Here is a 24878-nt window from a genome sequence, read left to right as displayed (position 1 = left end):
TCAGTGCCCGCGCAGAACCGCGCAACCGCCGGGCGGCAGTTCGTGCGCGACGGCATCGGTGAGCAGGTCGTGGGCGGGGGCCGGCAAGGGCACGGTCTCGGGGGTGTGGTTGAGCAGGACCTGCCAGCGGCGGCCGTCGGCCGCATGGCGGATGACGGCTTCGACACCGGGCGGCAGGCCCGGCACGTCCGGTTCGACGCCGGCCTCCTTCAGCAGGCGGCCGACCAGGGCGGCGTAGTCGGCGTCCTCCAGGCGGGTGGAGAGATACCAGCCTTGTCCGGCGCCGAAGCGGTGCCGGGTGAGGACGGGGCTGCCCGTGAGCATGCCGTGGGTGTAGGTGGCGAGCGTCTCTGCGCCCTCGGCGCGCAGGGACTCGCTCCAGACCGTGCCGTACGACCCGTCCGACAGGGTGATCCGCTCGTCCTGCCGCAGCGGCCGGTATTCCTCGACGCGGATGCCCAGCGCCGCGCGCAGGGGGGCGGCCGGGTAGCCGCCGAGGCGGGCGTGAAGGCGCTCGTCGGCGGCGGCCGCCAGGCCGGGTGCGCCGGGGTACTGGTCGCAGGTGACCACGTCGAGTTCCCGGGCGAAGACCCACAGGTCCACGTTCTGGTAGGCGGGGAGCATCAGGTTGGTCGTCACCGGCCGGTCGCTGTGCGCGCGGATCGCGTCGCGCTGCTCGCAGTAGGCGGCGATGATCTCGTCGGACCAGAAGCGGTGGAAGTCCAGTGCCTGGCCGGGGTTCTTGTGCCACTGCGTCGCGCGCGGCGGCAGCACCTGCTCCCAGGAGGTGTAGCGCTGGCTCCAGAAGGCCGTTCCCCAGGCCTCGTTGAGGGCGTCCAGTGAGCCGTGGCGGGCACGCAGCCACACCCGGAAGGCTGCGGCCGTGTGTTCGCAGTAGCAGAGCGTGCCGTACTCGTTGTGCACGTGCCACAGCGCGAGGGCGGGGTGGTCGCCGTATCGCGCAGCGAGCGCGGAGGCCATCCGGCGGGCCGCGTCGCGGTAGGCGGGGGCGGCGAGGCAGTACGTGTCGCGGCTGCCGTGGACGAGGCGGGTGCCGTCGGGCCGGACCGCCAGCGCGTCGGGGTGGGCCAGGGTGAACCAGGGCGGCGGGGACGCGGTCGGGGTGGCGAGGTCGACGGTCACGCCGTTCGCGTGGAGGCGGTCGATGTGGGCGTCGAGCCAGGCGAAGTCGTAGCGCCCTTCCTCCGGTTCGAGCAGGGCCCACGAGAAGACGCCCAGCGTGGCCAGGTTGACCCTGGCCCGGCGCATGAGCTCGTCGTCCTCCTTCCAGACCGGCTCGTCCCACTGCTCGGGGTTGTAGTCCCCGCCGAAGGCGAGGCCGCCCAGGCGGTCGGTGATGCTGCGTGCCGACATGACGGTTGCGGCCCTTCCCCTAGGAACTGTCGAAGCGCTTCGCCTGATGGGGAAGGTAACGGACTTGTTTCTTGCGAAACAAGAGCCTGAACACAAGGAAAGTTTCTTGAGCAGGGGCCAATTGGCTGCCGACCAAGGGTAGAGGTGGAGTCGATGCGCTTCGACAACTCACGTACATACGAGGACGGCGGGATCAGCGCGTTCGGCTTCGACCGGGGTGGCCGGCGCGGTGGCGAGGCCCGACCGGGGAGTGCTCGAGATCGTCGAGCGTGTCGCGGTTGCGGAGATCAGTGCGACGTCCAGGCCCCGGGAGCCAAAGGTACGGGCGATGGCCTAGCCCAGCCCCGATGGCCCCGCCGTCCAAATCCCTGCGCAGCAACGCCGAGCGCGCCCGGGAGCGGATCATCGCCGCCGCGCGCAGGGTGTTCGCACGCGAGGGCATGGGCGCCTCGGTGGCCCGCGAGGCGGGGATGGGGACCGCCACCATGTTCCGCCGCTTCCCCGCGAAGGAGGAGCTGGTCGACGCGGTCGGTGTCCCGCGACCGGACCGCGTGACGGGGGTGTGGTACGGCAAGGCCCATGGCGGGACTTGGCGAGCGACGCCATTTCGCACGCGGACCTCGCCGGCACCGACCTACGCGCTTGCGCATGCCGGTGAGCAACGGACGTTGTGCCCGCTGACGGGATCACCGACAGGTGATCGGCGGGATGCCGACGCCGTCGGCGAGATCGACTGGGACATCGCCGTGGACTCAACCATCGTGCGGGCCCGTCAGCATGTAGCCGCGCTCGCACCGCACCACCACCGCCGGCCCTTGCGTAAAAGGAGCAAGGCACCGAGAAGCACCCAACGGCCGTCATTGTTGTGCGCAGTTGCCGGTCGCCGGCCCTTGAATCGGGCATGGTCGTTCTGCCGCCACCCCTGCGGCGACGTTCTCGGCGGCAACCGTCTTCGTGCGGCGGCTGAGATCCGCAGCAGCTCTCCGAATCGACATCGCCGTGATCACTCGGTCACCATCCCTCTGATCACCCGGTGTGGTCAGGGCGCAGCCACGAGGCGATCCAGCGACGGCGCCAGAACCGGGGCAAGCGCCTCGGCGTACGCCTCCGAGACGTGGCTGTCGTCGCGGTAGACGGCGGTGTCGGCGACGACCACGGGGCAGATGCCGGTGCGGGGGGCACAGAGCCAGGAGGTGGGGTCGATGACCGTGGTGGCCGTCGTGGATGCGGCGGTGCGGATGGCTGCGCCGCGGGTCGTGTCGCGCCTCGGGTCCGGCACGTGGTTCGCGCAGGCGCGTAGTTGCAGGGAGTTCCTGGCGGCGCAGTCGATCGGGTCCCCCTTGGGCCATGGCGTGTCGAGCAGGGCTGCGACCCGGGCGCCGGAAGTGCCCAGGTCTCGGAAGGTGCTCTCGAAGCCGGTGGTCCACTGCCGGAGCGGGTCGGCGGAGGGGCGGGCCGGGTCTCCGGCGTCCGAGGAGGAGACGACGACCAGGTCGGGGCGCAGGGTCTTGATCCTTGCCATGGCGTTGGAGCGCCAGGTGTCGCAGGCGGTGTACGGCTTGTGGCCGTTGACGATGGTCACGTCGGCGACCTTGCAGGACGCCTTCGTCAACGAGACCAGCTTCCAGCCGCGCGTCGTCGCGAGCCGTTGCAGGGCCGGGAACCACTGCGCCGCGTGGGAGTCGCCGAAGAGGACGACCGTACGGGAGGATGACCGGTTGCCGTAGACGCAGGGCGGGGTGCGGGTGGTGGCGTAGCCGACGTGGCAGCCGTCCCGGTAGACAGCGGAGCGGGAGGACTTCACCTTCGGCAGGGGCGGGGCGAGGTTGCTCGGCAGGGCGGTGGGGGACGACCTCAGGAGTTCGGTGAGACGTGCCTGCGGGGCCGGTGCGTCGGAGAGGGCCCGCGCCAGCGCGGGCGCGGGGTCGCCCGCCTCGATCGTCGGCGGGACCGCCGTCGCCGTCAGGGACAGCGCGGAGACGCCGGCCGACAGCGCGGCGCCGAGAACCAGGGCGCGGCGGGGGCGCCTGCGGAAGGCCCGGTGGAAGCGGACCGGGTTCTCGACGAGGCGCAGGGTCAGCCACGCCAGTCCCAGCGCCGCCGCGGACAGCCCGAGCGCGAGCGGCACGTCGGCCGTGCCGTCGGCGCGGCCCAGCGCCGCCGGGGCTATGACCAGCAGCGGCCAGTGCCACAGATACCAGCCGTACGAGAGTCCGCCGAGCCACACCAGCGGTCGCCGCCCCAGCAGCCACCCGACGCCGTGCGGGGCGGGCGCGCAGCCGCCGGCCAGGACGAGCGCGGTGCCGGCGACCGGCAGGAGGGCGTGGTAGCCGGGGAAGGGCGTCTCGGCGTCGTACCAGACCGCTGCCAGCGTGACGCAAGCCAGGCCGAGCCAGGTCAGCGGGGCCGCGAGGGCGGCGGGCAGCCGTTCAAGCCGGCCGGTGGCCAGCGCCAGAAGCGCACCGGCTCCCAGTTCCCAGACACGGGTGAGGGAGCCGAAGTACGCCCACGGCGCCGAGGAGTTCGTCATCAGAACGCCCGCCGCGAACGACGCCAGGCACAGCACTCCGAGCGGCACCGCGACCAGTCGGCGCCGACCGCGGGCGACCCGCCAGGTGAGCAGCAGGAGCAGCGGCCACACCAGGTAGAACTGCTCCTCCACGGCGAGCGACCAGAAGTGCTGGAACGGTGACGGCGGGCTGTTCTGGGCGAGATAGTCCGTACCGGCCGCCGCCAGGCGGAAGTTGACCGCGTACAGCGCGCCGGCGAGGGCGTCGCCCGCGTACTCGGCGAGCCGCGCCTTCGACAGGAACAGCCACGCCCCGCCCAGCGTGACGGCGATGACCAGGGACGACGCGGGAAGCAGCCGCAATGCCCGACGGGCGTAGAAGGAGCGGACCGACACCCGGCCGGTGGTGGCGAGTTCGCGCAGCAGCAGCGACGTGATGAGGAAGCCGGAGATCACGAAGAAGACGTCGACACCGATGTAACCGCCGCCGACCTGGGACACACCGGCGTGGGAGAGCACCACCAGCCCGACGGCCACCGCGCGCAGCCCCTGGATGTCGAGCCGCAGGGCGTGGCCTCGGGGCGGTGCGGATCTGCCGCTCGCCGGGACGGTACGTGTCTCGGCGGACGCGATGCTCGGCATCAGGGGGTGACTCCTCGGGGACGACATGGTTCGGCCAAGAAGACCTGTCCGGCCGCCCCACGGGGTTCCGCTGTTGTCCCCCAACTTCACCTCAGCTGTGAAGGTTCAACCGCGCGAAACTATCCGTTCACCCCCATTCAGCCCGGTGACAAGAAACATCGAGCCCGTTGAGCGTTGCCGAGCGCCGCGGAGAGAGCGCGGCTGACCGTGTGCCGGGGTCAGCGACTGCTCATCCCTGGGTGGGCGTCGGGCGGGTGTGGTCACCGAAGGACCGGCACGCAGCTGGGCGCGGCCGGCGAGGACCGGGACGTCCTCGGCGTTCGCCGATGCGGAGGATGCGATGAGGTCGCTCGTATGGCACTGCTTCCTCGGGCAACAGCTCGAATCCATCCGCATGTTGACCAACCAGGGGCATGGACCAGGACTCCCCGCTGTCCTGCCTGTTGGTCGGCCGGCCCACCCTCGGAGGCACCATGAGACTCGCCGTCCTCGCCGCCCTCGAACTGCGCACGGCCCTGCGCTGCACGATGCCGGGCATGACCTCGAAGGAGACGACCAGCCAAGTCGCCCACCATCTGAAGATCGCCGGGTGCCCCGACCAACTGTTCACCGAGGACGCCCTCACGCTGATCCACACCAGCTCGCGCGGCTACGTACGGGCGGTCACAACCTGTCCCTGCAGGCCCTGGGCGCCGCGTTCGCCACCGGCAAGAACCTCGTCGACGAGGCCGCCGTCCGCGCCTCCGTGAGCGAGGTCGTCGGCGACTGACCTTGTTCTTCAGGGTCCGGCTGTGACGGGTGGCCTCCTACTGGCCGACCTGCGGGATCCGGACGACCGCTACCCCTCCCTCCAGATCTACCGTTGTCCGGTTCGGCGGCGCCCCGTCTTCCTCGTCGTCCCGCATCAGCAGTGCCGACTGCCGCTCCTTGAGTTCGTTCTGCTTCCCAGGCGAAAAGCTCGCATGGAGCTGCTCAAACCCGGTCGCCGATATCTGGCCCTGCCGGACGCTGTTCCGCCATGGCAGCAGTCCGGCCCGCCCGGCACGGAGCAGCAGCTGATCCACGAAGGCCACGGCGGTCAGCAGGATGACCAGCCCGGGCAAGGTCATGAAGACGGCGAATTCCATGCCCCCAGTATCCGGACCAGAGGGCGGTGCCGACAGAGCAGACAGATGCGCATCGGGTGGCTGCCGTCCACACAGAGCGGCACGTCGGAATGGCGGCTCGTCTGCAGCTCGAACGGCGCGCTTCACCGCTGGTGCCGTTGGGCCTGCGCACGGCACCGGGCCAGCGCGGGCTCGCTGCCGGCTGGGCGATCCCTCAGGCGGCTCCGAGCTGGGTGTAGCTAGTGCCGCGTCAGCCAAGGTTTGCCCGTCAAGGAGCGGCGTCCGGTGCGTGCTCTCGGCGTGCCGGCCGGAAGTCCTCGTCGATGGACCGGACGTACTTGGGCTTTCGGCCGGTGCGGCGGTGGGGGCCCCTCCCGTTCGAGCGAAGCCGAGAATGGGGGAGCGTGCCGGGCGTCGCGACGGGGCGAACCTTGGCTGACGCGGCACTAGCTCCGGTCCTGTCGGCCGGTGCGCGTTGCGTGGTCAGAGAGTCGCCTGGCGATGCCCTGGATCTCGTGAAGGGCGCGTGGGGGTAGGCGAGTTGCCGGTCCGGTGAGAGCGCGGTGCTGTTGGGGCTTCCTGGCGGTCGGCGCGGTAGGCGGACTCTCGCTTGACTTCTCCGTTGGGAAGCCGCTCTGCGCTCAGTGGCCGGTTGCGGTCGCCTTGCCGCTGTCGGGTTTGCCGGGCAGTCAGTCGCCGGACCGTGGCGATGTCCGGGGCTCTGGAGGGCGCGTTGCCGGCGTCGGACCACGGTGTCACTCCGCGGGCAGCGCAAGCGCCACCTTGCCCGTGGTGCGGCCGTCGAGAAGGTGTCGGACGGCTGCGGCAGTCTCGGCGAGCGGGTAGACGCGGTCCATGACCGGGCTGAGCGTGCCCGCGTCGATGAGAACGGTCAGGTCGCGCAGCCCGTCGGCGTGCTCGGAGGAAATGAAGGTGCCCAACTGCTGGCCGGTGAACGGGGACAGCATCTGTGCGCGGAGCTGCCGGTCAGCGCCGCCGAGCCAGGGGCCGTTCGTCTCGCCGCCGGTGATGACCAGCCTGCCGTGGGGCGTGAGGGCGCGGCGCAGATCCCCTAGACCGCGGTTGCCCGCGATGTCGATGATGACGTCGTAGCGTCGTGGGCCGGCCAGGAAGTCCTCGCGCGTGTAGTCGATCACGTGGTCGGCGCCCAGCGCTCGTACGGCGTCGAGCTTGGGAGTGCTCGCGACGGCCGTGACCCGGGCGCCGAAGGCATGGGCGAGTTGGACGGCGAAGGTGCCTACGCCGCCGGCGGCGCCCGTGATCAGGACCTGCTGGCCCTCCTGGACACTGCCCTTGTCGCGAACCGCCTGGAGCGCGGTGAGCGCGCTGACGGGTACCGTCGCCGCCTCCTCGAAGGTCAGTCCGGTCGGCTTGGGAGCGATCCTGTGGGGACGGGTGGCGGCGTATTCGGCGAACGCGGCCACTGCCGTGCCGTAGACCTCATCGCCGGGCGCGAACCCGGTCACTTCGGGGTCGACCGCCTCGACGACACCGGCGATGTTGCGGCCGGGGTTGGGGAGCTTCGGCCTGCGCAGCCCGCTCACGGGCCGGATCGCGTACGGCAGACCGGCCATCATGTGCCAGGTGCCCCGGTCCACGCTGGAGGCGCGCACACGTACCAGTACCTCGGCCGGCCCGATGCTGGGCCGGGCGAGCCGCGCCGCGCGCAGCACGGCTTCCGGTTCGGCGCCGTAACGCTCCTGCACGACGGCCGCCATCGTCTTGGTCCCACTCGTGGTCGCGATCGGCTCGCTCATGTTCCGCATCGTCATTGCTCCCGTTCCGTCTGCCGCATACTTACGCCGTAAGTCAGACTTACGGCGTAAGTAGAGCACTTACGGCGTAAGCTCGTCAATGCTGGGAGACCACGAGAGGAAGTGATGTCCACCGTGACCCGAGGTCCCGTCCGGCAGCCGACCCGCGAGACGCTCACCCGGCAGCGGGTGCTGCACGCCGCCGTCGAACTCGCCGACGCCGGCGGCATGGAGACGCTCAGCATGCGCAAGCTCGGTGAGGCGGTCGGAGTCGAGGCAATGTCCTTGTACAACCACGTGGCCAACAAGGAGGACCTGATCGACGGCATGGTTGACCTGGTGTTCAGCGAGGTCGAACTGCCCACGCCGGGTGACGGCTGGCGACAGGCGATGCGACAGCGGGCCATCTCCATGCGCCTCGCGCTGTCCCGCCACCGCTGGGCCATCGGGCTGATGGAGTCACGGGCCACTCCAGGCCCGGCCACTCTGCGTCACCACGACGCCGTTCTGGGCTGCCTGCGTCAGGGTGGGTTCTCCCTCCCTCTGACTGCGCACGCCGTCTCGGTTCTCGACAGCTACATCTACGGGTTCGCCCTGCAGGAGAAGACCCTGCCCTTTGACTCCCCGCAGGAGACCGCCGAACTGGCGGATTCCATCATGAGCGGTTTCGGCGATGGTGAGTATCCGTACTTGACCGAGATCGCGAGCGCTCACGTCATGCGTCCCGGGTACGCCTTCGGCGACGAGTTCGAATACGGACTGGACCTCATCCTCGACGGCCTCCAGCAAGCGGCGAGCTGACGAGCCGGCGGCGCACCGGCCGTATCCGGTTCACTGTCCTCTCGAACTGGTGCCGTGGATGAGCCCGAGGGAGCCGGCGCACCACGGGCACCCCATGAGCACCCGATGAGCACTCCACGAGCGCAAGGGCCAATCGGCGGCCGGGTTGCCCGACCCGAGCCCGATCGCGTGATGGCCAACTGTGACCCTCAAATGGCCGACTGAAGTGCTCAGTCACACGTATGGGCGGGCCGCCGTACAGCGCTCTGGCGGCGGCCCGGGTCCTATTGCCTCCTATTCCGCATCCGAATGCGAGGCCTTGCTGAGCAGCCCCTGGCCACCCCGGCGCACTGTGCCCGCCGTTCCATTCCCTGCGCGGCCGTACCCCGCGAACCGGTCGACCACGTCCGCCCGCAACGGCCGGCGGATGGTGCGCCGCAGGGCGAGGGAGAAGGGGATGACCGCGCCGCCGTCACGGCGGCCTTCAAAACGCCCGCTTCGACGCTCCAGGACTCCCGCCACGAGCACCTCACCCACGACGCACGCGGCCGGACGGAGTTCGCGGAGTGGGGCCCATCGACCAGCTGCTCGCCGCGCCGGGCATGGTCTACGACCCGGACACTGACGCCGGAGCCGAGACGTCAAGCCCTCGAACCAGCCGGGCTCCAGCGCTTGGTCCTCGCCGCTGTCGACCCGCACGTCGACCGCGACGTCGGAGACGTTTTGCTGCTGCGCGCCCTGCCGACGTGTTCGTGGTCCAGGTTGGTGTGCACCGTCTCCGGGTTGCTGTGTGGTCCGGCGACAACGCCGGCGAGTATGCGCACCTGGACGGCGAGAACCGTCACCAGGTTGGCGCTGCCTATGGGCCCGCGGGGAGGACCAGGGGACAGGCCGCGTCATCGAGCCGGTCGATGGTGGGATGGTCACCCAGGATGATGCCGAGCCGGTCCGCCTGGATGTGCGAGACGATCGCCACGGCGTCATGAGGGGCCTCGGGAGCGGGCTTGCGGCGTCACGGCGTGCACGGGGGTGGTCGGTGGGGTGGCCGCCAGCGGTGCGGCAGACGCGGCCGATGGCCGCGCTGCAGCTCGGACAGGCCAGTCCGAGTATGCGCTCCTCCAAGCGGCATAGGGAGGGCAGGAGATCACCCCAGGCCCCGATGGCCGCCGCCCAGCTTCTGCCAGGTGCAGCTGCCGAAATAGTCGTGGCGGTCGCCGTAGAAGGCGGCGTACTGCTCCAACGCGCACTCCTCCCGCTCCTGCGCGTGCAGCCAGGCCTGCGCGGCCGCGTGCCGGCGGTCGCTGGGGCCGGGTGGCCCGGCTCCGTCTCGGTGTCCAGGATCGGGTGCGCGTCCGGGTCGGCGAGATCTTCTGAGCCCAGGCGACCGTGGGCCCGAGACCGTTCCACCGGACGCGGTCCGCCCGGCCGCTGCGCCTCCGCGCGCTCCTGCTCGGTCTCCCGCTCACACGGGGCGCAGTACCAGTCGGCTGACCAGGGCCCTCAACCAGCGCGAGTGAACTGGTCCGGCCACGGCGCCCGCGCACAGGGCCGGCATTGGTGGGTGGGGGTTCAGGTGGGCATGCCGGTGAGGGAGAGGAAGTCGGCGCGTGGGCGGGCGTCGTGGGGGAGTGCCGAGGAGGGTGGAGGTGAGGGTTGGAGCCGGTGGCCTGGACTCCGCGCAGGGTCATGCAGGTGTGTTCGGCTCCGATCACGGCGCCGACGCCCTTGGGCTCGAGGTGGGTGTGCGGACAGTCGGCGACTCGCTTGGTCAGGCGTTCCTGGAGCTGAGGGCGGAAGGCGGGGTGTTCGGTTCGGCATAGGCGCGGGCCAGGCCATGCGGTGCCCGGGGTGCCGTGCAGGCTCTCGGTGTCGGTTTGGATGCCGAGCGGGCAGTGCACCGGTCACGGCCTCGTCGAACTGCAGGCCGCGGGGGTAGTACGCCTCAGGATGGGCGCACGCTGGCGTGCGGTGAGGAAGTCGGCTCCAGACGCACGCAGCAGTGACCGGGGCTGGGCGCCAGGCGCGCCTGGAGGCCGCTGTCGACGAGTCCTTCCAGCGCGCCGCGCAGCAGGTGGAGGTTCATGCCGCACACCGTCTGGGTGTGTGCGCGGGCGAGCGCGTGGAAGGGGCAGTTGCCCAGGATGATGGCGTCACCGTCACAGCGGGGTTCGAAGCCGTTCTCCTCCAGCACGGCGAGCAGGTCTGCCTGGCCCGGTCCGGCGAGCTGTGTGCCCAGCTCGTGGGCCTTTCGGTGCAGGACCGCGCGGACCGGCTCACCGGTCGCTTCCGATTCCTCCAGCGCCTGGGCCAGGAGCCGTCCGGCCAGCTCGTAGTGCCGCTCGGGCAGGCTGACGGTGACCTGCTTGTCGGAGCGCCTGTAGAGCTTGGCGGGCCGGCCCGCTCCCGGGCCGGTGCGTCCGCTGCGCCGTTCGTAGACGACGTCGAGCAGTGATTCGTCAGCCAGCCGGTCCAGGTGGAACGCCGCGGTCTGCCGGGCCAGGCCGAGGGCCTCGGCGGCCTCGTCGCGGCTCACTGGTCCCGGCTGGCGCACGACGTGGTCGTAGAGCCTCCTGCGGGTCGGCTCGTCGAGCGCGGCGACGGCGGAGACGCCGGGGCGGGGTGCTTCCTTCGAGTGGTCCACGAACCCCAGTGTAAAACCAATGGCGATTGACTAAAGAAGGTTTCCGCGCTTCTATCGTTAGTGGGAGTTGTCGATAGAAGGAAGGGCGTCATGTCCTCCGCAACCACAAACACCACAAACACCACCCCCACTACATCCGCCGCCTCCCGCCGGGCCATGCTCAGCGATCCCGGCTACCAGGCGTTCGTCATCCTGCGCACCGGGTTCACCGTGGCGCCGATCCTGTTCGGGCTGGACAAGTTCGCCAACCTGTTCGTGGACTGGCCCACCTACCTCGCGCCCTGGATCAACGATGTCGTTCCGGGCAGCGCCCAGACGGCCATGTACGCAGTCGGAGTGATCGAGATCGTCGCGGGCCTTGCCGTCGCGCTCGCCCCGCGCTTCGGGAGCTGGCTGGTGGCCGGATGGCTCGCCGGGATCATCGTCAACCTGCTGACCATCCCCGGGCACTACGACATCGCGCTGCGCGACTTCGGCCTTCTGCTCGGCGCGGTCGCCCTCGCCCGGCTCGCGCAGCGCTACCACGGCAAGCGGCAGTCTCACTGACGGCAGACCGCAGCCGCGGAAGGTCACGAGGCGGGTGGGCGCCTCCATCGGCTCACCCGCACGCGTCGCAGTGGCGGGCTCGGCAACCCGGGACCGGCGATTCACACCCGCGCGGCATCGAGTCGCCGCGCGGTCGTCGGCCTCCTTGTGTGAAGGAGGCCGGAACCCGGTCCGCAGGAGATAGCAGGAGATATCAGGAGATATCAGGTGCGGTGTGCAGAGGGCACCGCCCGAAGTCACGGGAGGGAGGAAGATCATGAGTGAGAACCTGGACCGGCTGGCCGCCCAAGGCGTAGCCGTCTGGCTGGACGATCTGAGCCGGGAGCGGCTCGCGGGTGGCTTGGCCGACCTGGTGGAGGAACAGCGGATGGTCGGCATCACCAGTAACCCGACGATCTTCGCCAAGGCGATCCGCTCGGGTGTCCGCTACGACGAGCAGGTGGCTGATCTCGCCCGGCGCGGGGTTCGGGTCGAGGAAGCCGTCAGGCTGCTGACCGCGTTCGACGTGCGCTGGGCCTGCGACGTACTGCGCCCGGTGTACGAGGCCAGTGACGGTGTCGACGGGCGGGTGTCGCTCGAGGTGGATCCGCGCGTCGCCCACGACACGGCGGCGACGGTCGCCGAGGCACGGGCCCTGTGGTGGCTGGTGGACCGCCCGAACATGTTCGTGAAGATCCCTGCCACGCGGCAGGGCCTGGAAGCGATCAGCACGGCGCTTGCCGAGGGCATCAGTGTCAACGTGACCCTGGTCTTCTCTCTGGACCGCTACGACCACGTGCTCCGCGCCTTCCTGGACGGCATGGGCAGGGCGCATGCGGCGGGCCGCGACCTGACGTCCATCGCATCGGTGGCCTCTTTCTTCGTCAGCCGGGTGGACACGGAGGTCGACAGCCGACTGGACAAGATCGGCACACCGGAGGCACGGAATCTGCGCGGCAGGGCCGCGATCGCCAACGCACGCCTGGCCTACCAGCACTTTGAGCAGGCGGGCGCATCAGACCGATGGAGGGCCCTGGCGGCGGCCGGGATGCGCCCGCAACGCCCGCTGTGGGCATCCACCGGGGTGAAGGACCCCGCCTACGACGACACCCGCTACGTCGACGAACTGGTCGCTCCCGGGGTGGTCAACACCATGCCGGAACAGACCCTGCGCGCGGTCGCGGACCACGGCCGCGTCCAGGGCGACACCATCCATGGCACGTACGCGGCAGCCCAGCGGGTACTCGATGACCTGGAGGCTGTCGGACTGTCCTATGACGACGTAGTGCGTGTGCTGGAGGACGAGGGCATAGCCGGGTTCACGACCTCCGGCAACGAGCTCTTCGAGCAACTGGAAACCGAACTGCACACCAAGGGCGCCGCCGCCTGAGGCAGCCGGTCGCCGACCGGACCATCCGGGCGAAGCAGCCTCCTGCGACCACGCTCGGCAGACACGCCGGCAAACACCGGCCGAGCGTCATCGACGACGGGCTGACGATGGGCTCCAGGGCGGCAGGGTCACGGACCAGCTCGCAAACGGACCGCCGTCGCTCTGCGGGCGCAGCCAACGCAGCACGGGAGAGGACATGGCCGCGAACACGGGACCTGTGATCGTCGGAGCCGGCCTGGCTGGTGCGAAGACAGCTCGAACCCTCCGGGAAGAGAGCTTCGACGGCCCCATCGCGCTGCTCGGCCAGGAGAGCGAGCGCCCCCACGAACGGCGGCCGCTGTTCAAGGGCTACCTGCTGGGCAAGGACGAGCGGGAGACGGTCCACGTCCACCCGCCGCAGTGGTTCTCCGAGCACGACAGCGACCTGCGCCTGGGCACCACCGTCACAGCGATCGACCCGGCCGGACATGACGTGACCCTCGCCGACGGCAGCCGCATCGGCTACGCGAAGCTGCTGTTGACCACCGGGTCCTCACCGCGCCGCCCGCCAGTGCCCGGAGCCGACCTCGAACGGGTTCACCACCCGCGCCGGCTCTCCCACAGCGGCCGCATCAAGGAAGCCTTCACACCCGCATCCCGCATCCCAGTGATCGGCGCCGGCCGTCTCCAGGACGGTGACCTCCACGCCGCCCGTGCGGCCGGCGTGAACGTCGACGTCCGGGACGTCACCGACCCGTTCCGCGCGCTCGGCACCTCCGAAAGACCGGTCGATCCGACGCGGCTCGCCGACCCCGACGTACCCCTGAGCGGCCTTCTCGGCCGGCCCGACTCACCGGACGACAGCCCGGAGGAGGTGGTCTCAAGGTGACAGCCTCGCCTCCCGCATCCGGCCGTACCTCGACCGGCCCGGACACCACACAGCCGGTACGGGCGAACGGGTACGCGCCACTGCGGGACTACGCCGTGATCGGGGACGGGCGCTCCGCCGCGCTCGTCGCCCGTGACGGCTCGGTGGACTGGCTGGCCTGGCCCGACCTGGACTCACCCACCCTGTTCGCCGCCGTCCTCGACCAGGCCCGCGGCGGCAGGTTCCTCCTGCAGCCCGAGACGCCCTTCACCGCGGCCCGCCGCTACCTCCCCGGCACCAACGTCCTGGAGACGACGTTCACCACCGCGCAGGGCACGGTTCGGCTGACCGACGCGCTGACCCTCTCCGACGACCTTTCCCTGGTGCCCGGTCGGGAACTGGTCCGGCGGATCGAGGGCCTCGCCGGCAGTGTTCCCATGCGCTGGAGCGTCCAGCCGCGCTTCGCGTACGGCACGCGCGCGCCGATCATGACTCAGCGCACCGGAATCCCGGTGGCGGCCTCGGGGCCCGACGCGGTCGCCGTCCGCGCCTGGAACTCGGGAAAGACGCAGTGCACCAACGACGCGGTCACCGCACGATTCCACACCGACGCCGGTACCAGGGCCCTGATCACGCTGGCCTACGCACACCAAGAACCCCTGGTCATGCCCACTCGCGCCGAGTGCGAGGCCCGCCTGGACAAGACCACCGCCACCTGGAGACAGTGGGCCGACCAGCGCACCTACACCGGACCGTGGCATGAGGCGGTGCTGCGCAGCGCCCTCGCCCTCAAGCTCCTGGTCTTCGCACCCTCCGGCGCGGTCGCCGCCGCCGCGACCACCTCCCTGCCCGAGGAGCTCGGCGGAACACGCAACTGGGACTACCGCTTCAGCTGGATCCGCGACTCCGCCTTCACCCTGGACGCCTTCCTCAAGCTGGGCTGCGCGCCGGAAGCCACCAGCTACTTCTGGTGGCTGATGCACGCCTCCCAGCTCACGCACCCGCGCCTGCACGTCCTGTACCGCCTCGACGGCGGCACCCGCACACCCGAGCAGACCCTGCCCCTGTCGGGTTACCGAGGCTCGGCGCCCGCACGCATCGGCAACGCGGCCGCCGGACAGCTCCAGCTCGACACCTATGGCGAACTGCTGCAGACCGCCTGGCAGTACTCCGCCGCAGGGCGAAGGCTGGACGCCGACATCGCCCGCAGACTGGCCGAGACCGCCGACTTCATCTGCACCGCCTGGCGGCAGCCCGACGCGGGCATCTGGGAGGTACGCAGCGACCCCGAGCACTTCACCCAGTCCAAGATGATGTGCTGGATCGCCCTCGACCGCGCCCTCGACCTGGCCAGGCAAAAGCTGATCCCCGAACGGCACTCCGCTCGCTGGCGGCGAGAGCGACAAGCCATCGCCGAGTTCATCGACGACCGCTGCTTCAGCCCGCGTCTGAACAGTTACGTGCGCTCCGCCGACAGCGACGCCCTGGACGCCGGTCTCCTCCTCGGTCTGCTCCACCGTTACCGCCCGCCCGACCACCCGCGCATGCGCGGCACCGTCGCCGCCATCCAGCGCACCCTCCAGGACGGCCCCTACGTCAACCGCTACCTACGCCCGGACGGCCTCCCCGGCAGCGAGGGCGCCTTCCTGGCCTGCTCGTTCTGGCTCGCCGAAGCGATGGCCCTGGTCGGTCGCGTCAACGAAGCCACCCACCTCATGGGTCAGCTCGTGGCCCTCGCCAACGATGTCGGCCTGTACAGCGAAGAGGCCGACACCACCACCGGCATCTTCCTCGGCAACCTCCCTCAGGGCCTCACCCACCTGGCCCTGATCAGCGCCGCCTGCGCGATCAGGGAGGCTGCGCGATGAGCATCTGGGCCGCACTGGCCGGCGGGCTCGTCGGCACCCTGATCCTGACCACCGGCCTGCGCGCCGCCAACGCCGCCAATCTCACGCGCATCGACCTGCCGTTCCTGCTCGGCACCGCCTTCACCAGCAACCGGACCCGTGCCAAAGCCCTCGGCTACAGCGCGCACTTCGTCAACGGCCAGGTCTTCGCCCTGCTGTACTACGCCGTCTTCGCCGCCCTCGGCTACAGCAGCTGGTGGCTGGGCACCGTCTTCGGCCTCGTCCACGGCCTGTTCGCCGCCACCGCGCTGGTCAACATCCTGCTGCCCCTCATCCACCCGCGTATGGGCACACCCCACACCAGCGCCCCCGACGTAGCGCTGCTGGAACCACCCGGCTTCCTCATGCTCAACTACGGCCGCGGCACACCCACCGTCACGCTCGCAGCACACCTCGCCTACGGCACCATCGTCGGAGGGTTTCTCGCATGGCCTGACTGAGGGAGCCCTCCGGCCGGTACGGGTCAGGGACAAGGTGCCGTCACAGCATGGCGGGTGTCCGGCCGCCTCTGACTGTCGGGCCAGTTCCTCTGCAGCCCCGAGGTCGCCGACGAGATCGCCCCAGCGACTGCGCGAGGCGTCGCTGCGCGTTCGAGCAGGACTGGGCACGCGCCCTGGACGACGCCCGGCACAGCTACAGCCTCGCCCCGGTCCATGACGTCGTACGAACTTGGCGGTCCCGCCTCGGAGCAGGCCTTCGGGGCCCGTACGTGGGCGATCAGCCGTCCTGGGTCACACGCGCGGGTGTGGTCGCCTGGTCATTTTGGGCCCTGTACTTGCCCGGTGCTGTGTGATGTGTGCGTTTGAACGCATGGGCGAAAGCGAACTCGGAGACGTAACCCACCTGGCTTGCCACAGCCCTCAGCGGCGCATCTGTCGTTTTCAAGAGGCGTGCCGCCGTGGTCATGCGCCACCAGGTCAGGTATCCGAGTGGTGGTTGGCCGACCAGCGCGGTGAAGCGCCTGGCGAAGGCGGCCCTGGACAGGCCGGCTTCGGTGGCGAGTGTTGCGACGGTCCACGGTGCTGCGGGGTCGCGGTGCATGGCGTCCAACGCATAGTCCTGGAGAAGGACCGACACATCGCGGCCACCGATCCTGGCCACTTCCTCCGCGATCATCGGAGCGATCAACTGAGGCGGCATCTCGTGCGCCCGGTCCAGCAGCACTCCCAGCAGCCGCTCACCGAACCCTTCCGACCGGTCCACCATGCCGCTTCCCGGCCGCGGCGCACTTTCTGTCACGACCGCCCTCCCATGGTCTCCGGCCGCTTGTCGATCACCCTTGTGAGGCGTCCATCGACATCTCGCCCCAGAAGCGTTCGCATCAAACGATCATCGCCCGCAGGAACCTGGTCCACGATCCCAAGAGACCCGTATCCCTGGGCGAATCACCCTAAGGTGCAAGCAGCGCACGGTTGGGCTGTAGGCGTTCCTGATCAATGACGCGACCATGGTCGGCCTGGCCAAGCGCCTGCTCGACGAGGCGAGGTCGCGGCGTACGCGGCCCGCTATGCGCACCACAGCCGGGTGGACACCGCGGTCGCAGCCGACGAGCAGGTCACACGGCGGCAGGAGGTAGCCGACTTCAGTGAACTCCTGGTCCAGCGCGAGGCCCTCCACACGGTGTCGGGCAAAGTGCACAACGTTGATCTGATGCGCGTCTGCCCCAAGAGCGGATGCTCTCTCGGTGCCTTCGCCCGACAGACACGACCTGCGCCGTCTGTCGCGTCTTCAGCGCGTGGCCCGGTCTGCTGCTTCCCGGGTGATGTCGGCGTAGAGGCGGAAGAGGGTCGGCCGGGCCTCGCCGTGGTCGCGTTCGGGAAAGGCCGCCCAGCACCGGGCGATGAGTTCCCGGGCCTGGGTGCCGGGCCAGGGCTGGGGCAGGAGCTGAGGCGGCAGCAGCGGGTCGGGCTCCATGGCACGGGTGAGTTCGGCAGCCAGTTCGACAGCGATGGTGAGCAGTTCGGACGGGGAGAGTCCGGTGGAGCCGGTGAGCCGGTCGAGGCGGGGCTGGGCGATGCGGCTGAGGCGGTGATAGCGGTCGGCGATCTCCTGCAAGGGCCACAGGTGGCGGGCGAGTTCAGCAGGCTCTTGGGTGTCGCCCCTGCGCAGGTCCGTCGTGCTGAGGAGGGTCAGGGCACCGTGGGCGCCGAGACGGTGCGCCGCGTCTTCGACATACGGTTCCCAGGCGTTGGCGCAGACGTACAGTCCGCCCTGGAGAGGGGCGCCACCGAGGTGGACGAGCGTCTCGCGCAGGGCGTCCCGGGCCGTGCGCGCCGATTCGGGCACGGCGAAGGCGGCCAGGTGCCAGACGCCGTCCCAGGGGGCGAGCCCGGCGTCCTGGCGGAACGCGTGCCGCAGGAAGTCCGCGTTGGGACTCAGGGCTTGTGTGGTGTCTTCCGTGGCGTGCAGTACTGCTTTGCGACCGCGGCCTTCGTGGGTGAACCGGCTCTCGGCCACGAGGCGTTTGACACACAGCCGTACCTGCTGGTCGCTCATGCCGAGGGCGGCGGCGATGGTGTACAACTCGTCCGCGCTGACCGTGCCGTCCTCCCGGATCAGCGCGTGGACGAGCATGCGGGTGGGGATCTCGACGTGGTCGGTCACGGTGTGCCCAGTCCTCTCGGCCCGTCCGCCTCGACGGGGCGGTGCATGGTGGTCACCGCGCCGAACCCCAGCAACCTGCGGAGGTAGGGCGTGCGCTCGGTCCGTACGGCCGTGAAGCCGCGCCGCTCGTACAGGGCTCTGGCGCGCGGATTGGTGTCGATCACGTCCAGTCTGATCTCCCGGCAGTCCTGCTGCGCCGCGACGGCCGCCACTTCCTCGATGAGCAGGCTTCCGACGCCGCGGCCGCGCACGTCCGGGGCAACGGCGATGCCGTCCATGACGAGCTGTCCGGGGGCCGGCCGGCGTTCGAACAGGGCGAGGAGCAGAAGGCGGTGCGGTCCGCCCAGGTGTCCGTACGCGCGCAGCACGGCGCAGGCCGACCCTCCGGTGAGGCCCCGCCCGCCGAGCTGGTAGCCGGCGAGGCCGACGAGCTGCCCGTCGACGAGCGCGCAGACCGCGCGATCGGCGTTCAGATGGGCGGCGATGAAGGGCACCGCCTTGCCCGGCGGGTTCAGTGCGGGACCGAGTTTGCGGCCGAAGGCGTCCCAGTACAGCTCGGCCGCCCGCCGCTCGGCACCCACCGGAACGCCTCGCTGTACCGCCACCGGCCCGGTCCCGGGGCCTGTCGCGTCCAGTCCCATGCCGTGCCCCCTTTCTCCCTGAAGTTCTCCCTGAAGCTGAAACCAAATCTATCAGACTCGCGACGACCGTTCTCGTAATGATAGTTTTGCCGCCTACCCAAAACCGAACAGAGGCGGTCATCCCATGTGTCCAAAGACCCAGCCCCGACGGCGCGGGCTCCGCATCACCGCGTGGTCACTCGTCACGGTCCTGGTCGTGGCCGCCGGCCTCGTCGGTGTGGTGCTGTGGCAGAACTCCTACGACATGGACGAGCGGCGAGTCTCGATCCGCCACGGCGGCCACACCCTCAACGGCGTACTGGCCACCCCCAAGGACGGCCGCAAGCACCACGGCCTGGTCGTGTACATCCACGGCGACGGTCCCATCGACGCCACCCACGACGACGGTTACAAGCCCATGTGGGAAGCGAACGCCAAGGCCGGGTACGCCTCTCTGTCCTGGGACAAGCCCGGCGTCGCAGGCGCCCCCGGCAACTGGCTCGACCAGTCCATGGACGACCGGGCCGACGAGGCAGCCGCCGCCATCGCCTGGGTGCGCGCCCGCCCGGACATCGACGGTGACCGCATCGGGCTCTGGGGCGCCAGCCAGGCGGGCTGGGTCCTGCCGAAGATCGCAGCCAAGACGCCCGTGAGCTTCGTCATCGCCGTCTCTCCCGCGATCAACTGGCTCCAGCAGGGCCGCTACAACCTCCTCGCCGAGCTGCGCGCCGACGGCGCATCGGCAGCCCGTACCAAGGCCGCGATCGCCAAGAGCGACCACACGCGCCGACTGCTGGAACGGCATGCGACCTTCGAGGAGTACGTCAACGCCACGCACGGTGACACGGACGGCATGACCGCCGACCGCTGGGGCTTCATCTCCAAGAACTACACCGCGGACGCCACGCGAGACCTCCGCGTCCTGCGCGGCATACCGGTGCTGCTGACCCTCGCAGGCCATGACATCAACGTGGACACCGCCGACACGGAGCGGGGCTACCGCAAGGTGCTGGACGCAGACGGTGCATTGACGGTCAAACGCTACCCGCACGCGACCCATTCACTGCTCAAGCAGTCCATCGAGCAGTCGGCCGTCAAGATCACGCTCACCGCGCTCTTTTCCCCCCGCTCGCTCTTCGCGAACGGATTCCTGGACGACCAGCGACAGTTCCTGAAAGATCCCGGCCGAGGCAGCGGCGCCACTCCATGAAGGTGGCGGTCCTGCCGCGGAACGGCGGGCCCATGGCCCCGTTGCCGGACCGGACGACGTCCATGGTCGCCGGGTGCCGCGGGAGGTCATGACACGGCTGCTGCGCGGGCTGTACGACGAGGTCAACGCGAGCCAGCGGCAAGTCGGCTCGGCGGTGGCAAGTCGGCTCGGTGGTGGCGGCCTTCGAGTGGTATGCGGATCTCGACCCACAGTGCTGACGGAGGCATGCACCGGGCCCTGGCCCTGCGATGAAGGCCGCCATCCCTGGCAGACTTTGTGCACACCTACAACCCGCCACCGCTGCCACACCACACCCGGCGGTCAGCCACCGATCAGCTGTGTGAACAACACTTCAGGTCAATACCGGGGCCCGGCCCGTGCAGCAGCGTTCAACGGGTTCAGTGCCCGTGTGGCCGTGTGGCCCTTCGCGCCAGCGTCGACGGTGTCCTTGCGGCGTGGGCGCCGCTGCACGTGGAACAGTCAGGACCTGTGGATCGAGCGCCACGCTCTTCTTCTCGCCCGCCGTATCACCGCTCATGCTGACCTTCCACCTTCTTGGCTGTGGTCAAGTCCTGGGGCCGCGTCCGGGGTGGCCGGGCTCCAGGAGTCCAAGGGCGATGAGTCTCGCCGTGGTTGCCGGTCTGTATCCGCAACACGCGATCGACCGCACTCGAGGAGAGCATCATGACCGCTACTTATACGTTCGACGTCTTTTCCAGCCTCGACGGCTTCGGCGCCGCGGGCGGCAACTGGACCGGCTACTGGGGCAAGCAGGGTCCCGAGCTCCTCGACCACCGCCTCGCCCTGTACCGCGAGGAGCAGCGGATGGTCTTCGGAGCCAACACGTACCGGGCGTTCGCGCGGATGCTGGCCTCGAGCAACGAGGGGTCCGAGGTGCGTGACCCATGGGTCACACGGATGAGGAGCCTGCCGGCAACGGTGGTGTCGAGCACACTGGAAGGGTCCCTCGACTGGCCCGATGCGAACCTCGTGTGCGGCGACGCCGTCGACGTCGTCGCTCGGCTCAAGGAGGAGTCCGAGGTGCCGCTGCGCTCGCACGGCAGCCTGTCGATGAACCGGGCGCTGATGGCCGCCGGTCTGGTCGACCGCGTCCAGGTGACGCTCTTCCCCGTGATCACCGGTCGGACCGGGCTGGACCCGATCTTCCAGGGTGCGGCCGACTTCGACCTCGAGCTGATCGAGTGCCGGACGCTCGACGGCCACATCCAAGAGCTCATCTACCGGCCCAGCCTGCATGTCTGAGACGCCATTCGCACTCCGAAAAAGGAAGTCGCCGCCATGGTCGACGACAGCCGGGTGACACCGGCCGTCGACCCCGCCGCCTTCCCGGCGCCCCAGAAGGACGCCTGGTACTGGGCGGCCGGTGTCTCTGACCCCGAGCCGCCGTGCGCCGGCCCGGAACCACGACGACGGCCCCACCGACCACCACGACCTCACCACTGGATATGCCCCGCTGCGTACGGCTGAATGCAGCAGTGTCCGGTTCTCGCCATTCCGCGTTAAATGCCTGGACTGCGAGCCTCCCCGGACGGGACACTTCCGTCTTCCGAACCTCCGGGAGTGTGATGGGGACAACAGATATGCCAGGTCCGACGCCGGGCAGGAGCGCGGTCGTTCTGGCACTGCGCCGCTACGGCCGGGAACTGCTACGACTACGACGGCTGGCCCTGCCCGCGCTGCTGTTGCCGGCCGTGGGCAACATCGGCATCCGCTACGTCGCGCCCCTCCTGATCGCCAAACTGGCAGGACAGGCCGCCGACGAAGGAGGTCTCACCCTCAGCTCGGCGCTGCCGTACGTGCTGGGCTTCGGCGTGACGCTGCTGCTCGCCGAGGCCGTGTGGCGGGTCGGGCAGTACTGCCTGAACCGCGTGGACGCCCTCGGTATGGAACACCTGTACGTGAGTGGTATGGATGAACTCCTCGCCAAGGACGCGGCATTCTTCCATGACAACTTCGCCGGCTCCCTGACCAAACGGGTGCTGAGCTTCGGCAAGCGCTTCGAGGACTTCGTCGACACGGTGACGTACCGGATCGTGGGCAGTCTCGTCCCCCTGGTGTTCGGTGCCGTGGTGCTGTGGAGCTACGAACCGATGCTCGTCGCCGGCCTTCTTGTGATGATCGTGCTGACCGTGGCAGCCGCGACACCTCTGATCCGTCGCCGGCAGAGGCTCGTCAACGACCGTGAGGCGGCGATCGCCCGGGTCTCCGGCCACGTCGCCGACAGCCTCACGAACATGGAGACCATCCGGGCGTTCGCGGCCGAGCGGCGGGAGGCCGGCGAACACCGCAGCCGTGTCGCGGATTCCCGGCGCCTGACGCTGAGGTCGTGGGACTACGGCAATCTGCGCGTCGACACCCTGATCGCCCCCATGTCCGTGCTGACCAACGTGCTGGGTCTGTTGGTCGCCATCGTCTTCGGTGGTTCGGGCCAGGGAGTGGAGGAGGTCGTCGTCGCTTTCACCTACTACTCCAACGCGACCCAGATCATGTTCGAGTTCAACCAGATCTACCGGCGTCTGGAAAGCTCGATGACCGAGGCCGCGCAGTTCACCGAGCTGCTGTTGGATCCGCCCACCGTGCTCGACCCGACGGATCCCGAACCGCTCGCACCGCGGGACACCGGCGTCTGCTTCGAGGCGGTGACCTTCGCTCACGGGGGCGCGAAGCCGATTTTCCAGGGACTCGACCTGGATGTGCCCGCAGGCGCACGTATCGGTCTGGTCGGCAGGTCCGGCGGCGGCAAGACCACACTCACCCGGCTCCTGCTGCGGATGTCGGACGTCGACGACGGACGCATCCTGATCGGTGGGCAGGACATCAGCCGGCTGCGCCAGACCGACCTGCGCTCACTGATCGCCTACGTCCCGCAGGAACCCGCCATGTTCCACCGCAGCCTGCGGGACAACATCGCCTTCGCCCGGCCCGGCGCCACCGACGAGGAGATCCACGCCGCGGCCGCGGCCGCGCACGTCACGGAGTTCGCCGACCAACTACCCGATGGCTTCGGCACTCTGGTGGGGGAGCGGGGAGTGAAACTCTCGGGCGGCCAGCGCCAACGCGTCGCCCTCGCCAGGGCCATCCTGCGCGACGCCCCGATCCTGCTGCTCGACGAGGCGACCAGCGCGCTGGACTCGGAGAGCGAGCTCCTCGTCCAGGACGCCCTGTGGCGGTTGATGGACGGACGTACGGCCCTCGTGGTCGCCCACCGTCTGAGCACCGTAGCCGGCATGGACCGTCTCGTCGTCCTCGACCGCGGAAGCGTCGTCGAGCAGGGCACTCACGAGGAGCTGCTCACGGCGAACGGTGCCTACGCCAAGCTGTGGCAGCACCAGTCGGGAGGCTTCCTCGGCGAGAGCACCGAGTCGGCCCTCGGACGCCCGGTCCCAGGAGCCGGTCCCAGCGGGTTGCCCGGACCGGCCGACCCGGCGCCGGACGAAGACCGCAGGACGTCGTCGCCCGCCCGTACGAGCACCGGGTCCACGTGACCGAGCCGACGAGCTCCTTCAGCGTGGCCACTGACCACCTGATCACCTGATCAGGTGACAGCGTCGGTGCCCGCAACGCAAAGGCTCCCGTCTGCCTGTGGCCCCTGCAGGAGATCGCCGACCGATACCACCCGCTCAGCCGCATCGCCCAGTCCCGCCTCGACCGCTCACCGGTTCTGCCGGACTCTCCCCGTCCGGGAGTCGTCTTACGGACGGCTCGACAAGAACCGGGCCCTCGGCCAGTCGCGCAAGACGCTGCGGGTGGCTGACGGCGGCGCCGTGCACCAGCCGGGCGGCCTGATCCGCCTCGCGATGCGGCTGACCGCTCACGGCCGCCGTCTGGTCGACACGGACCTGCTGTGCGCTCACACGCTGCGCAGCGGCGAGGTGATCGCCACCTTCGGCCGTCACCGGGCCACCCCCCTCGGCCCGGTGAAGCAGGCATTCCTCGAACGCCACCACCTCACCTCCCTCTTCGAGGCATCCGGCGAAGAGGCGTCGCTGAACCTGCGGCGGCTGCGCAAGACCTACAAGTCGTGCCGCTACCAGCAGACCGGAGGAGTGCTGGAGGACTTCACCGAGGGCCACAGCCCTCGGGTAGCGGCCAAGCACTGCGCCGACATCGAAGCGCACCGTCCGCTGCATGAGGAAGCCGTCGAGAAGGGCCTGCGCGAGGCGTTGGAAGCCGCGCTGGAAGCGCCCGTCGTTCTTGACGACCAAGGCCGCCGACTGGAATACCTCTGCGGCCGAACCGCCCCCCGAGGAGGTCGCGGTGGCCTTGTCCGGGGACAGCGACGTGTGGTTGGCGTCCTGCCGCCCAGCGCCCGCTCGACGCCCGGCATGGCTGTCCCGCCTCCAGACCGCCTCGCTGACCACCCACATCGCCGACCTCGACCACGCCATCGCAGAACTCACCGCCACCGGCAGCCTCGACGCATGAATGACCCCGCGGCATTGAGGCTGCGGCACGCCCTGGAACACGCCGGCATTCCCGTGCGGCCGGGCACTGACCAGGCTGTCGTGCACCCCTTCGAGCGGATCGTGACCGGCAGCCCCGAACACACCAGCAGCGCCCTGACTGTCTCCACGCTGTGCACGGAAGCCGGTATCTCGCGCGCCACCTACTGCCGCTCACCCCTGGCGAAGATCATTACCGGACTGCTCCGGACACCGGACGCGCCCGCCCGCATACGGACACCCTGACGGCGGACATCGCCCACCTCAAGAAGGCCGACCGAATGCTGCGCTCCCAACATGCGGCCGAGCAACGGGAGGCACGCGCCACCACCGCCGCCTACGCCGACCACATCCAGGCGCTGAGCCTGCGAAACGCCGAACTCGAAGCGGAGAATGCCACCCTGCGCGAAGCTCTCCACCACGGCGGCTGCGTGGCTTCCCTCCCCGTGACGCCTTGAATGCTGCCGCCGGAATGACTGCCGCGC

At 69.9% G+C, this 24878-nt stretch carries 21 protein-coding genes and 2 pseudogenes; 14 read left to right on the top strand and 9 right to left on the bottom strand.

Annotated features, from left to right (window positions below; genetic code table 11):
• Positions 1 to 1374: a beta-galactosidase gene (locus tag JIX56_RS01025; protein WP_257536839.1), complete on the bottom strand. Its 1374-nt coding sequence runs from the start codon at positions 1372 to 1374 to the stop codon at positions 1 to 3.
• A 347-nt stretch (positions 1375 to 1721) separates the two neighbouring features.
• Here JIX56_RS01025 and JIX56_RS01020 point away from each other — a divergent pair, with 347 nt between their 5' ends.
• Positions 1722 to 2507: a helix-turn-helix domain-containing protein gene (locus JIX56_RS01020; RefSeq protein WP_257536838.1), complete on the top strand. Its 786-nt coding sequence runs from the start codon at positions 1722 to 1724 to the stop codon at positions 2505 to 2507.
• On the opposite strand, the gene JIX56_RS01015 is transcribed toward JIX56_RS01020, so the two are convergent.
• Complete coding sequence (locus tag JIX56_RS01015; RefSeq protein ID WP_257536837.1) at positions 2414 to 4525, bottom strand: acyltransferase family protein; 2112 nt, start codon at positions 4523 to 4525, stop codon at positions 2414 to 2416. The genes JIX56_RS01020 and JIX56_RS01015 overlap by 94 nt on opposite strands.
• A 413-nt stretch (positions 4526 to 4938) precedes the next feature.
• On the opposite strand from JIX56_RS01015, the gene JIX56_RS01010 reads away from it, so the two are divergent.
• On the top strand, positions 4939 to 5274 hold the full coding sequence (locus JIX56_RS01010) for a hypothetical protein (RefSeq protein ID WP_257536836.1): 336 nt from the start codon (positions 4939 to 4941) through the stop codon (positions 5272 to 5274).
• 57 nt (positions 5275 to 5331) lie between these two features.
• Here the strand turns inward: JIX56_RS01010 and JIX56_RS01005 are convergent, their stop codons facing one another.
• Complete coding sequence (locus tag JIX56_RS01005) at positions 5332 to 5652, bottom strand: DUF6191 domain-containing protein (protein ID WP_257536835.1); 321 nt, start codon at positions 5650 to 5652, stop codon at positions 5332 to 5334.
• Positions 5653 to 6386: 734 nt separating this feature from the next.
• Entirely contained in the window at positions 6387 to 7409 is a 1023-nt protein-coding gene (locus JIX56_RS01000) for an NAD(P)-dependent alcohol dehydrogenase (protein ID WP_257536834.1), read from the bottom strand.
• Between the two features lie 123 nt (positions 7410 to 7532).
• Between JIX56_RS01000 and JIX56_RS00995 the strand changes: the two genes are divergently transcribed.
• Entirely contained in the window at positions 7533 to 8207 is a 675-nt protein-coding gene (locus JIX56_RS00995; protein ID WP_257536833.1) for a TetR/AcrR family transcriptional regulator, read from the top strand.
• A 1548-nt stretch (positions 8208 to 9755) separates the two neighbouring features.
• Here the strand turns inward: JIX56_RS00995 and JIX56_RS00990 are convergent.
• Both JIX56_RS00990 and JIX56_RS00985 read right to left on the bottom strand, forming a co-directional pair.
• Positions 9756 to 9994 (bottom strand): annotated as a pseudogene (locus JIX56_RS00990) (GTP cyclohydrolase I); the annotation flags it as partial.
• Positions 9995 to 10128: 134 nt separating this feature from the next.
• Positions 10129 to 10836, bottom strand: coding sequence for a helix-turn-helix transcriptional regulator (locus JIX56_RS00985; RefSeq protein WP_443032015.1), 708 nt, complete (start codon positions 10834 to 10836; stop codon positions 10129 to 10131).
• A gap of 81 nt (positions 10837 to 10917) precedes the next feature.
• On the opposite strand from JIX56_RS00985, the gene JIX56_RS00980 reads away from it, so the two are divergent.
• The 6 genes from JIX56_RS00980 (at position 10918) to JIX56_RS00955 (ending at position 16289) form a co-directional block, all read left to right on the top strand.
• Positions 10918 to 11373 (top strand): hypothetical protein, encoded by a 456-nt coding sequence (locus JIX56_RS00980; protein ID WP_257536831.1) that lies wholly within the window; start codon positions 10918 to 10920, stop codon positions 11371 to 11373.
• Positions 11374 to 11629: 256 nt separating this feature from the next.
• On the top strand, positions 11630 to 12742 hold the full coding sequence (tal, locus tag JIX56_RS00975; RefSeq protein WP_257536830.1) for a transaldolase: 1113 nt from the start codon (positions 11630 to 11632) through the stop codon (positions 12740 to 12742).
• Between the two features lie 196 nt (positions 12743 to 12938).
• Positions 12939 to 13610 carry an FAD-dependent oxidoreductase gene (locus tag JIX56_RS00970; protein ID WP_257536829.1) on the top strand — a complete coding sequence of 224 codons (672 nt, stop codon included), beginning with the start codon at positions 12939 to 12941 and terminating at the stop codon, positions 13608 to 13610.
• Complete coding sequence (locus JIX56_RS00965) at positions 13607 to 15457, top strand: glycoside hydrolase family 15 protein (protein ID WP_257536828.1); 1851 nt, start codon at positions 13607 to 13609, stop codon at positions 15455 to 15457. The genes JIX56_RS00970 and JIX56_RS00965 overlap by 4 nt, the downstream gene beginning before the upstream one ends.
• Positions 15454 to 15936, top strand: a complete 483-nt coding sequence (locus tag JIX56_RS00960; RefSeq protein ID WP_257536827.1) for a hypothetical protein — start codon at positions 15454 to 15456, stop codon at positions 15934 to 15936. The genes JIX56_RS00965 and JIX56_RS00960 overlap by 4 nt, the downstream gene beginning before the upstream one ends.
• A gap of 47 nt (positions 15937 to 15983) precedes the next feature.
• Positions 15984 to 16289, top strand: coding sequence for a DUF6247 family protein (locus JIX56_RS00955; protein WP_257536826.1), 306 nt, complete (start codon positions 15984 to 15986; stop codon positions 16287 to 16289).
• On the opposite strand, the pseudogene JIX56_RS00950 reads toward JIX56_RS00955, so the two are convergent.
• The 3 genes and pseudogenes from JIX56_RS00950 to JIX56_RS00940 form a co-directional block, all read right to left on the bottom strand.
• Positions 16214 to 16549 (bottom strand): annotated as a pseudogene (locus tag JIX56_RS00950) (helix-turn-helix transcriptional regulator); the annotation flags it as partial. The gene JIX56_RS00955 and the pseudogene JIX56_RS00950 sit on opposite strands and share 76 nt — an antisense overlap.
• Positions 16550 to 17224: 675 nt before the next feature.
• A complete protein-coding gene (locus JIX56_RS00945) occupies positions 17225 to 18100 on the bottom strand; it encodes a PaaX family transcriptional regulator C-terminal domain-containing protein (RefSeq protein WP_257536825.1) in 876 nt (291 codons plus the stop codon).
• Positions 18097 to 18741 (bottom strand): GNAT family N-acetyltransferase, encoded by a 645-nt coding sequence (locus tag JIX56_RS00940; protein ID WP_257536824.1) that lies wholly within the window; start codon positions 18739 to 18741, stop codon positions 18097 to 18099. Before JIX56_RS00940 ends, JIX56_RS00945 begins: the two co-directional genes overlap by 4 nt.
• A gap of 124 nt (positions 18742 to 18865) precedes the next feature.
• Between JIX56_RS00940 and JIX56_RS00935 the strand changes: the two genes are divergently transcribed.
• From JIX56_RS00935 to JIX56_RS00910, 5 genes are all read left to right on the top strand, one after another.
• A complete protein-coding gene (locus tag JIX56_RS00935) occupies positions 18866 to 19930 on the top strand; it encodes an alpha/beta hydrolase family protein (RefSeq protein WP_257536823.1) in 1065 nt (354 codons plus the stop codon).
• A 684-nt stretch (positions 19931 to 20614) separates the two neighbouring features.
• Positions 20615 to 21193, top strand: a complete 579-nt coding sequence (locus JIX56_RS00925; RefSeq protein WP_257536822.1) for a dihydrofolate reductase family protein — start codon at positions 20615 to 20617, stop codon at positions 21191 to 21193.
• Between the two features lie 323 nt (positions 21194 to 21516).
• Positions 21517 to 23436 (top strand): ABC transporter ATP-binding protein, encoded by a 1920-nt coding sequence (locus JIX56_RS00920; RefSeq protein WP_257536821.1) that lies wholly within the window; start codon positions 21517 to 21519, stop codon positions 23434 to 23436.
• A gap of 261 nt (positions 23437 to 23697) precedes the next feature.
• A complete protein-coding gene (locus JIX56_RS00915) occupies positions 23698 to 24639 on the top strand; it encodes a hypothetical protein (protein ID WP_257536820.1) in 942 nt (313 codons plus the stop codon).
• Between the two features lie 35 nt (positions 24640 to 24674).
• Positions 24675 to 24851 (top strand): hypothetical protein, encoded by a 177-nt coding sequence (locus JIX56_RS00910; protein WP_257536819.1) that lies wholly within the window; start codon positions 24675 to 24677, stop codon positions 24849 to 24851.
• Positions 24852 to 24878: the final 27 nt, after the last annotated feature.

The sequence above is a fragment of the Streptomyces sp. CA-210063 genome, assembly GCF_024612015.1.
Lineage (GTDB): Bacteria > Actinomycetota > Actinomycetes > Streptomycetales > Streptomycetaceae > Streptomyces.
Note: the sequence above shows the minus strand (reverse complement) of the source record. Positions and strands in the feature narration are given on the sequence as shown.

Bases quoted from the DNA above. Each gene is read 5' to 3' on its own strand.
- JIX56_RS01025 (WP_257536839.1), bottom strand. From the start codon at position 1,374: ATGTCGGCACGCAGCATCACCGACCGCCTGGGCGGCCTCGCCTTCGGC.
- JIX56_RS01020 (WP_257536838.1), top strand. From the start codon at position 1,722: ATGGCCCCGCCGTCCAAATCCCTGCGCAGCAACGCCGAGCGCGCCCGG.
- JIX56_RS01015 (WP_257536837.1), bottom strand. From the start codon at position 4,525: ATGCCGAGCATCGCGTCCGCCGAGACACGTACCGTCCCGGCGAGCGGC.
- JIX56_RS01010 (WP_257536836.1), top strand. From the start codon at position 4,939: ATGGACCAGGACTCCCCGCTGTCCTGCCTGTTGGTCGGCCGGCCCACC.
- JIX56_RS01005 (WP_257536835.1), bottom strand. From the start codon at position 5,652: ATGGAATTCGCCGTCTTCATGACCTTGCCCGGGCTGGTCATCCTGCTG.
- JIX56_RS01000 (WP_257536834.1), bottom strand. From the start codon at position 7,409: ATGAGCGAGCCGATCGCGACCACGAGTGGGACCAAGACGATGGCGGCC.
- JIX56_RS00995 (WP_257536833.1), top strand. From the start codon at position 7,533: ATGTCCACCGTGACCCGAGGTCCCGTCCGGCAGCCGACCCGCGAGACG.
- JIX56_RS00980 (WP_257536831.1), top strand. From the start codon at position 10,918: ATGTCCTCCGCAACCACAAACACCACAAACACCACCCCCACTACATCC.
- tal (WP_257536830.1), top strand. From the start codon at position 11,630: ATGAGTGAGAACCTGGACCGGCTGGCCGCCCAAGGCGTAGCCGTCTGG.
- JIX56_RS00970 (WP_257536829.1), top strand. From the start codon at position 12,939: ATGGCCGCGAACACGGGACCTGTGATCGTCGGAGCCGGCCTGGCTGGT.
- JIX56_RS00960 (WP_257536827.1), top strand. From the start codon at position 15,454: ATGAGCATCTGGGCCGCACTGGCCGGCGGGCTCGTCGGCACCCTGATC.
- JIX56_RS00955 (WP_257536826.1), top strand. From the start codon at position 15,984: ATGGCGGGTGTCCGGCCGCCTCTGACTGTCGGGCCAGTTCCTCTGCAG.
- JIX56_RS00940 (WP_257536824.1), bottom strand. From the start codon at position 18,741: ATGGGACTGGACGCGACAGGCCCCGGGACCGGGCCGGTGGCGGTACAG.
- JIX56_RS00935 (WP_257536823.1), top strand. From the start codon at position 18,866: ATGTGTCCAAAGACCCAGCCCCGACGGCGCGGGCTCCGCATCACCGCG.
- JIX56_RS00925 (WP_257536822.1), top strand. From the start codon at position 20,615: ATGACCGCTACTTATACGTTCGACGTCTTTTCCAGCCTCGACGGCTTC.
- JIX56_RS00920 (WP_257536821.1), top strand. From the start codon at position 21,517: ATGGGGACAACAGATATGCCAGGTCCGACGCCGGGCAGGAGCGCGGTC.
- JIX56_RS00910 (WP_257536819.1), top strand. From the start codon at position 24,675: ATGCTGCGCTCCCAACATGCGGCCGAGCAACGGGAGGCACGCGCCACC.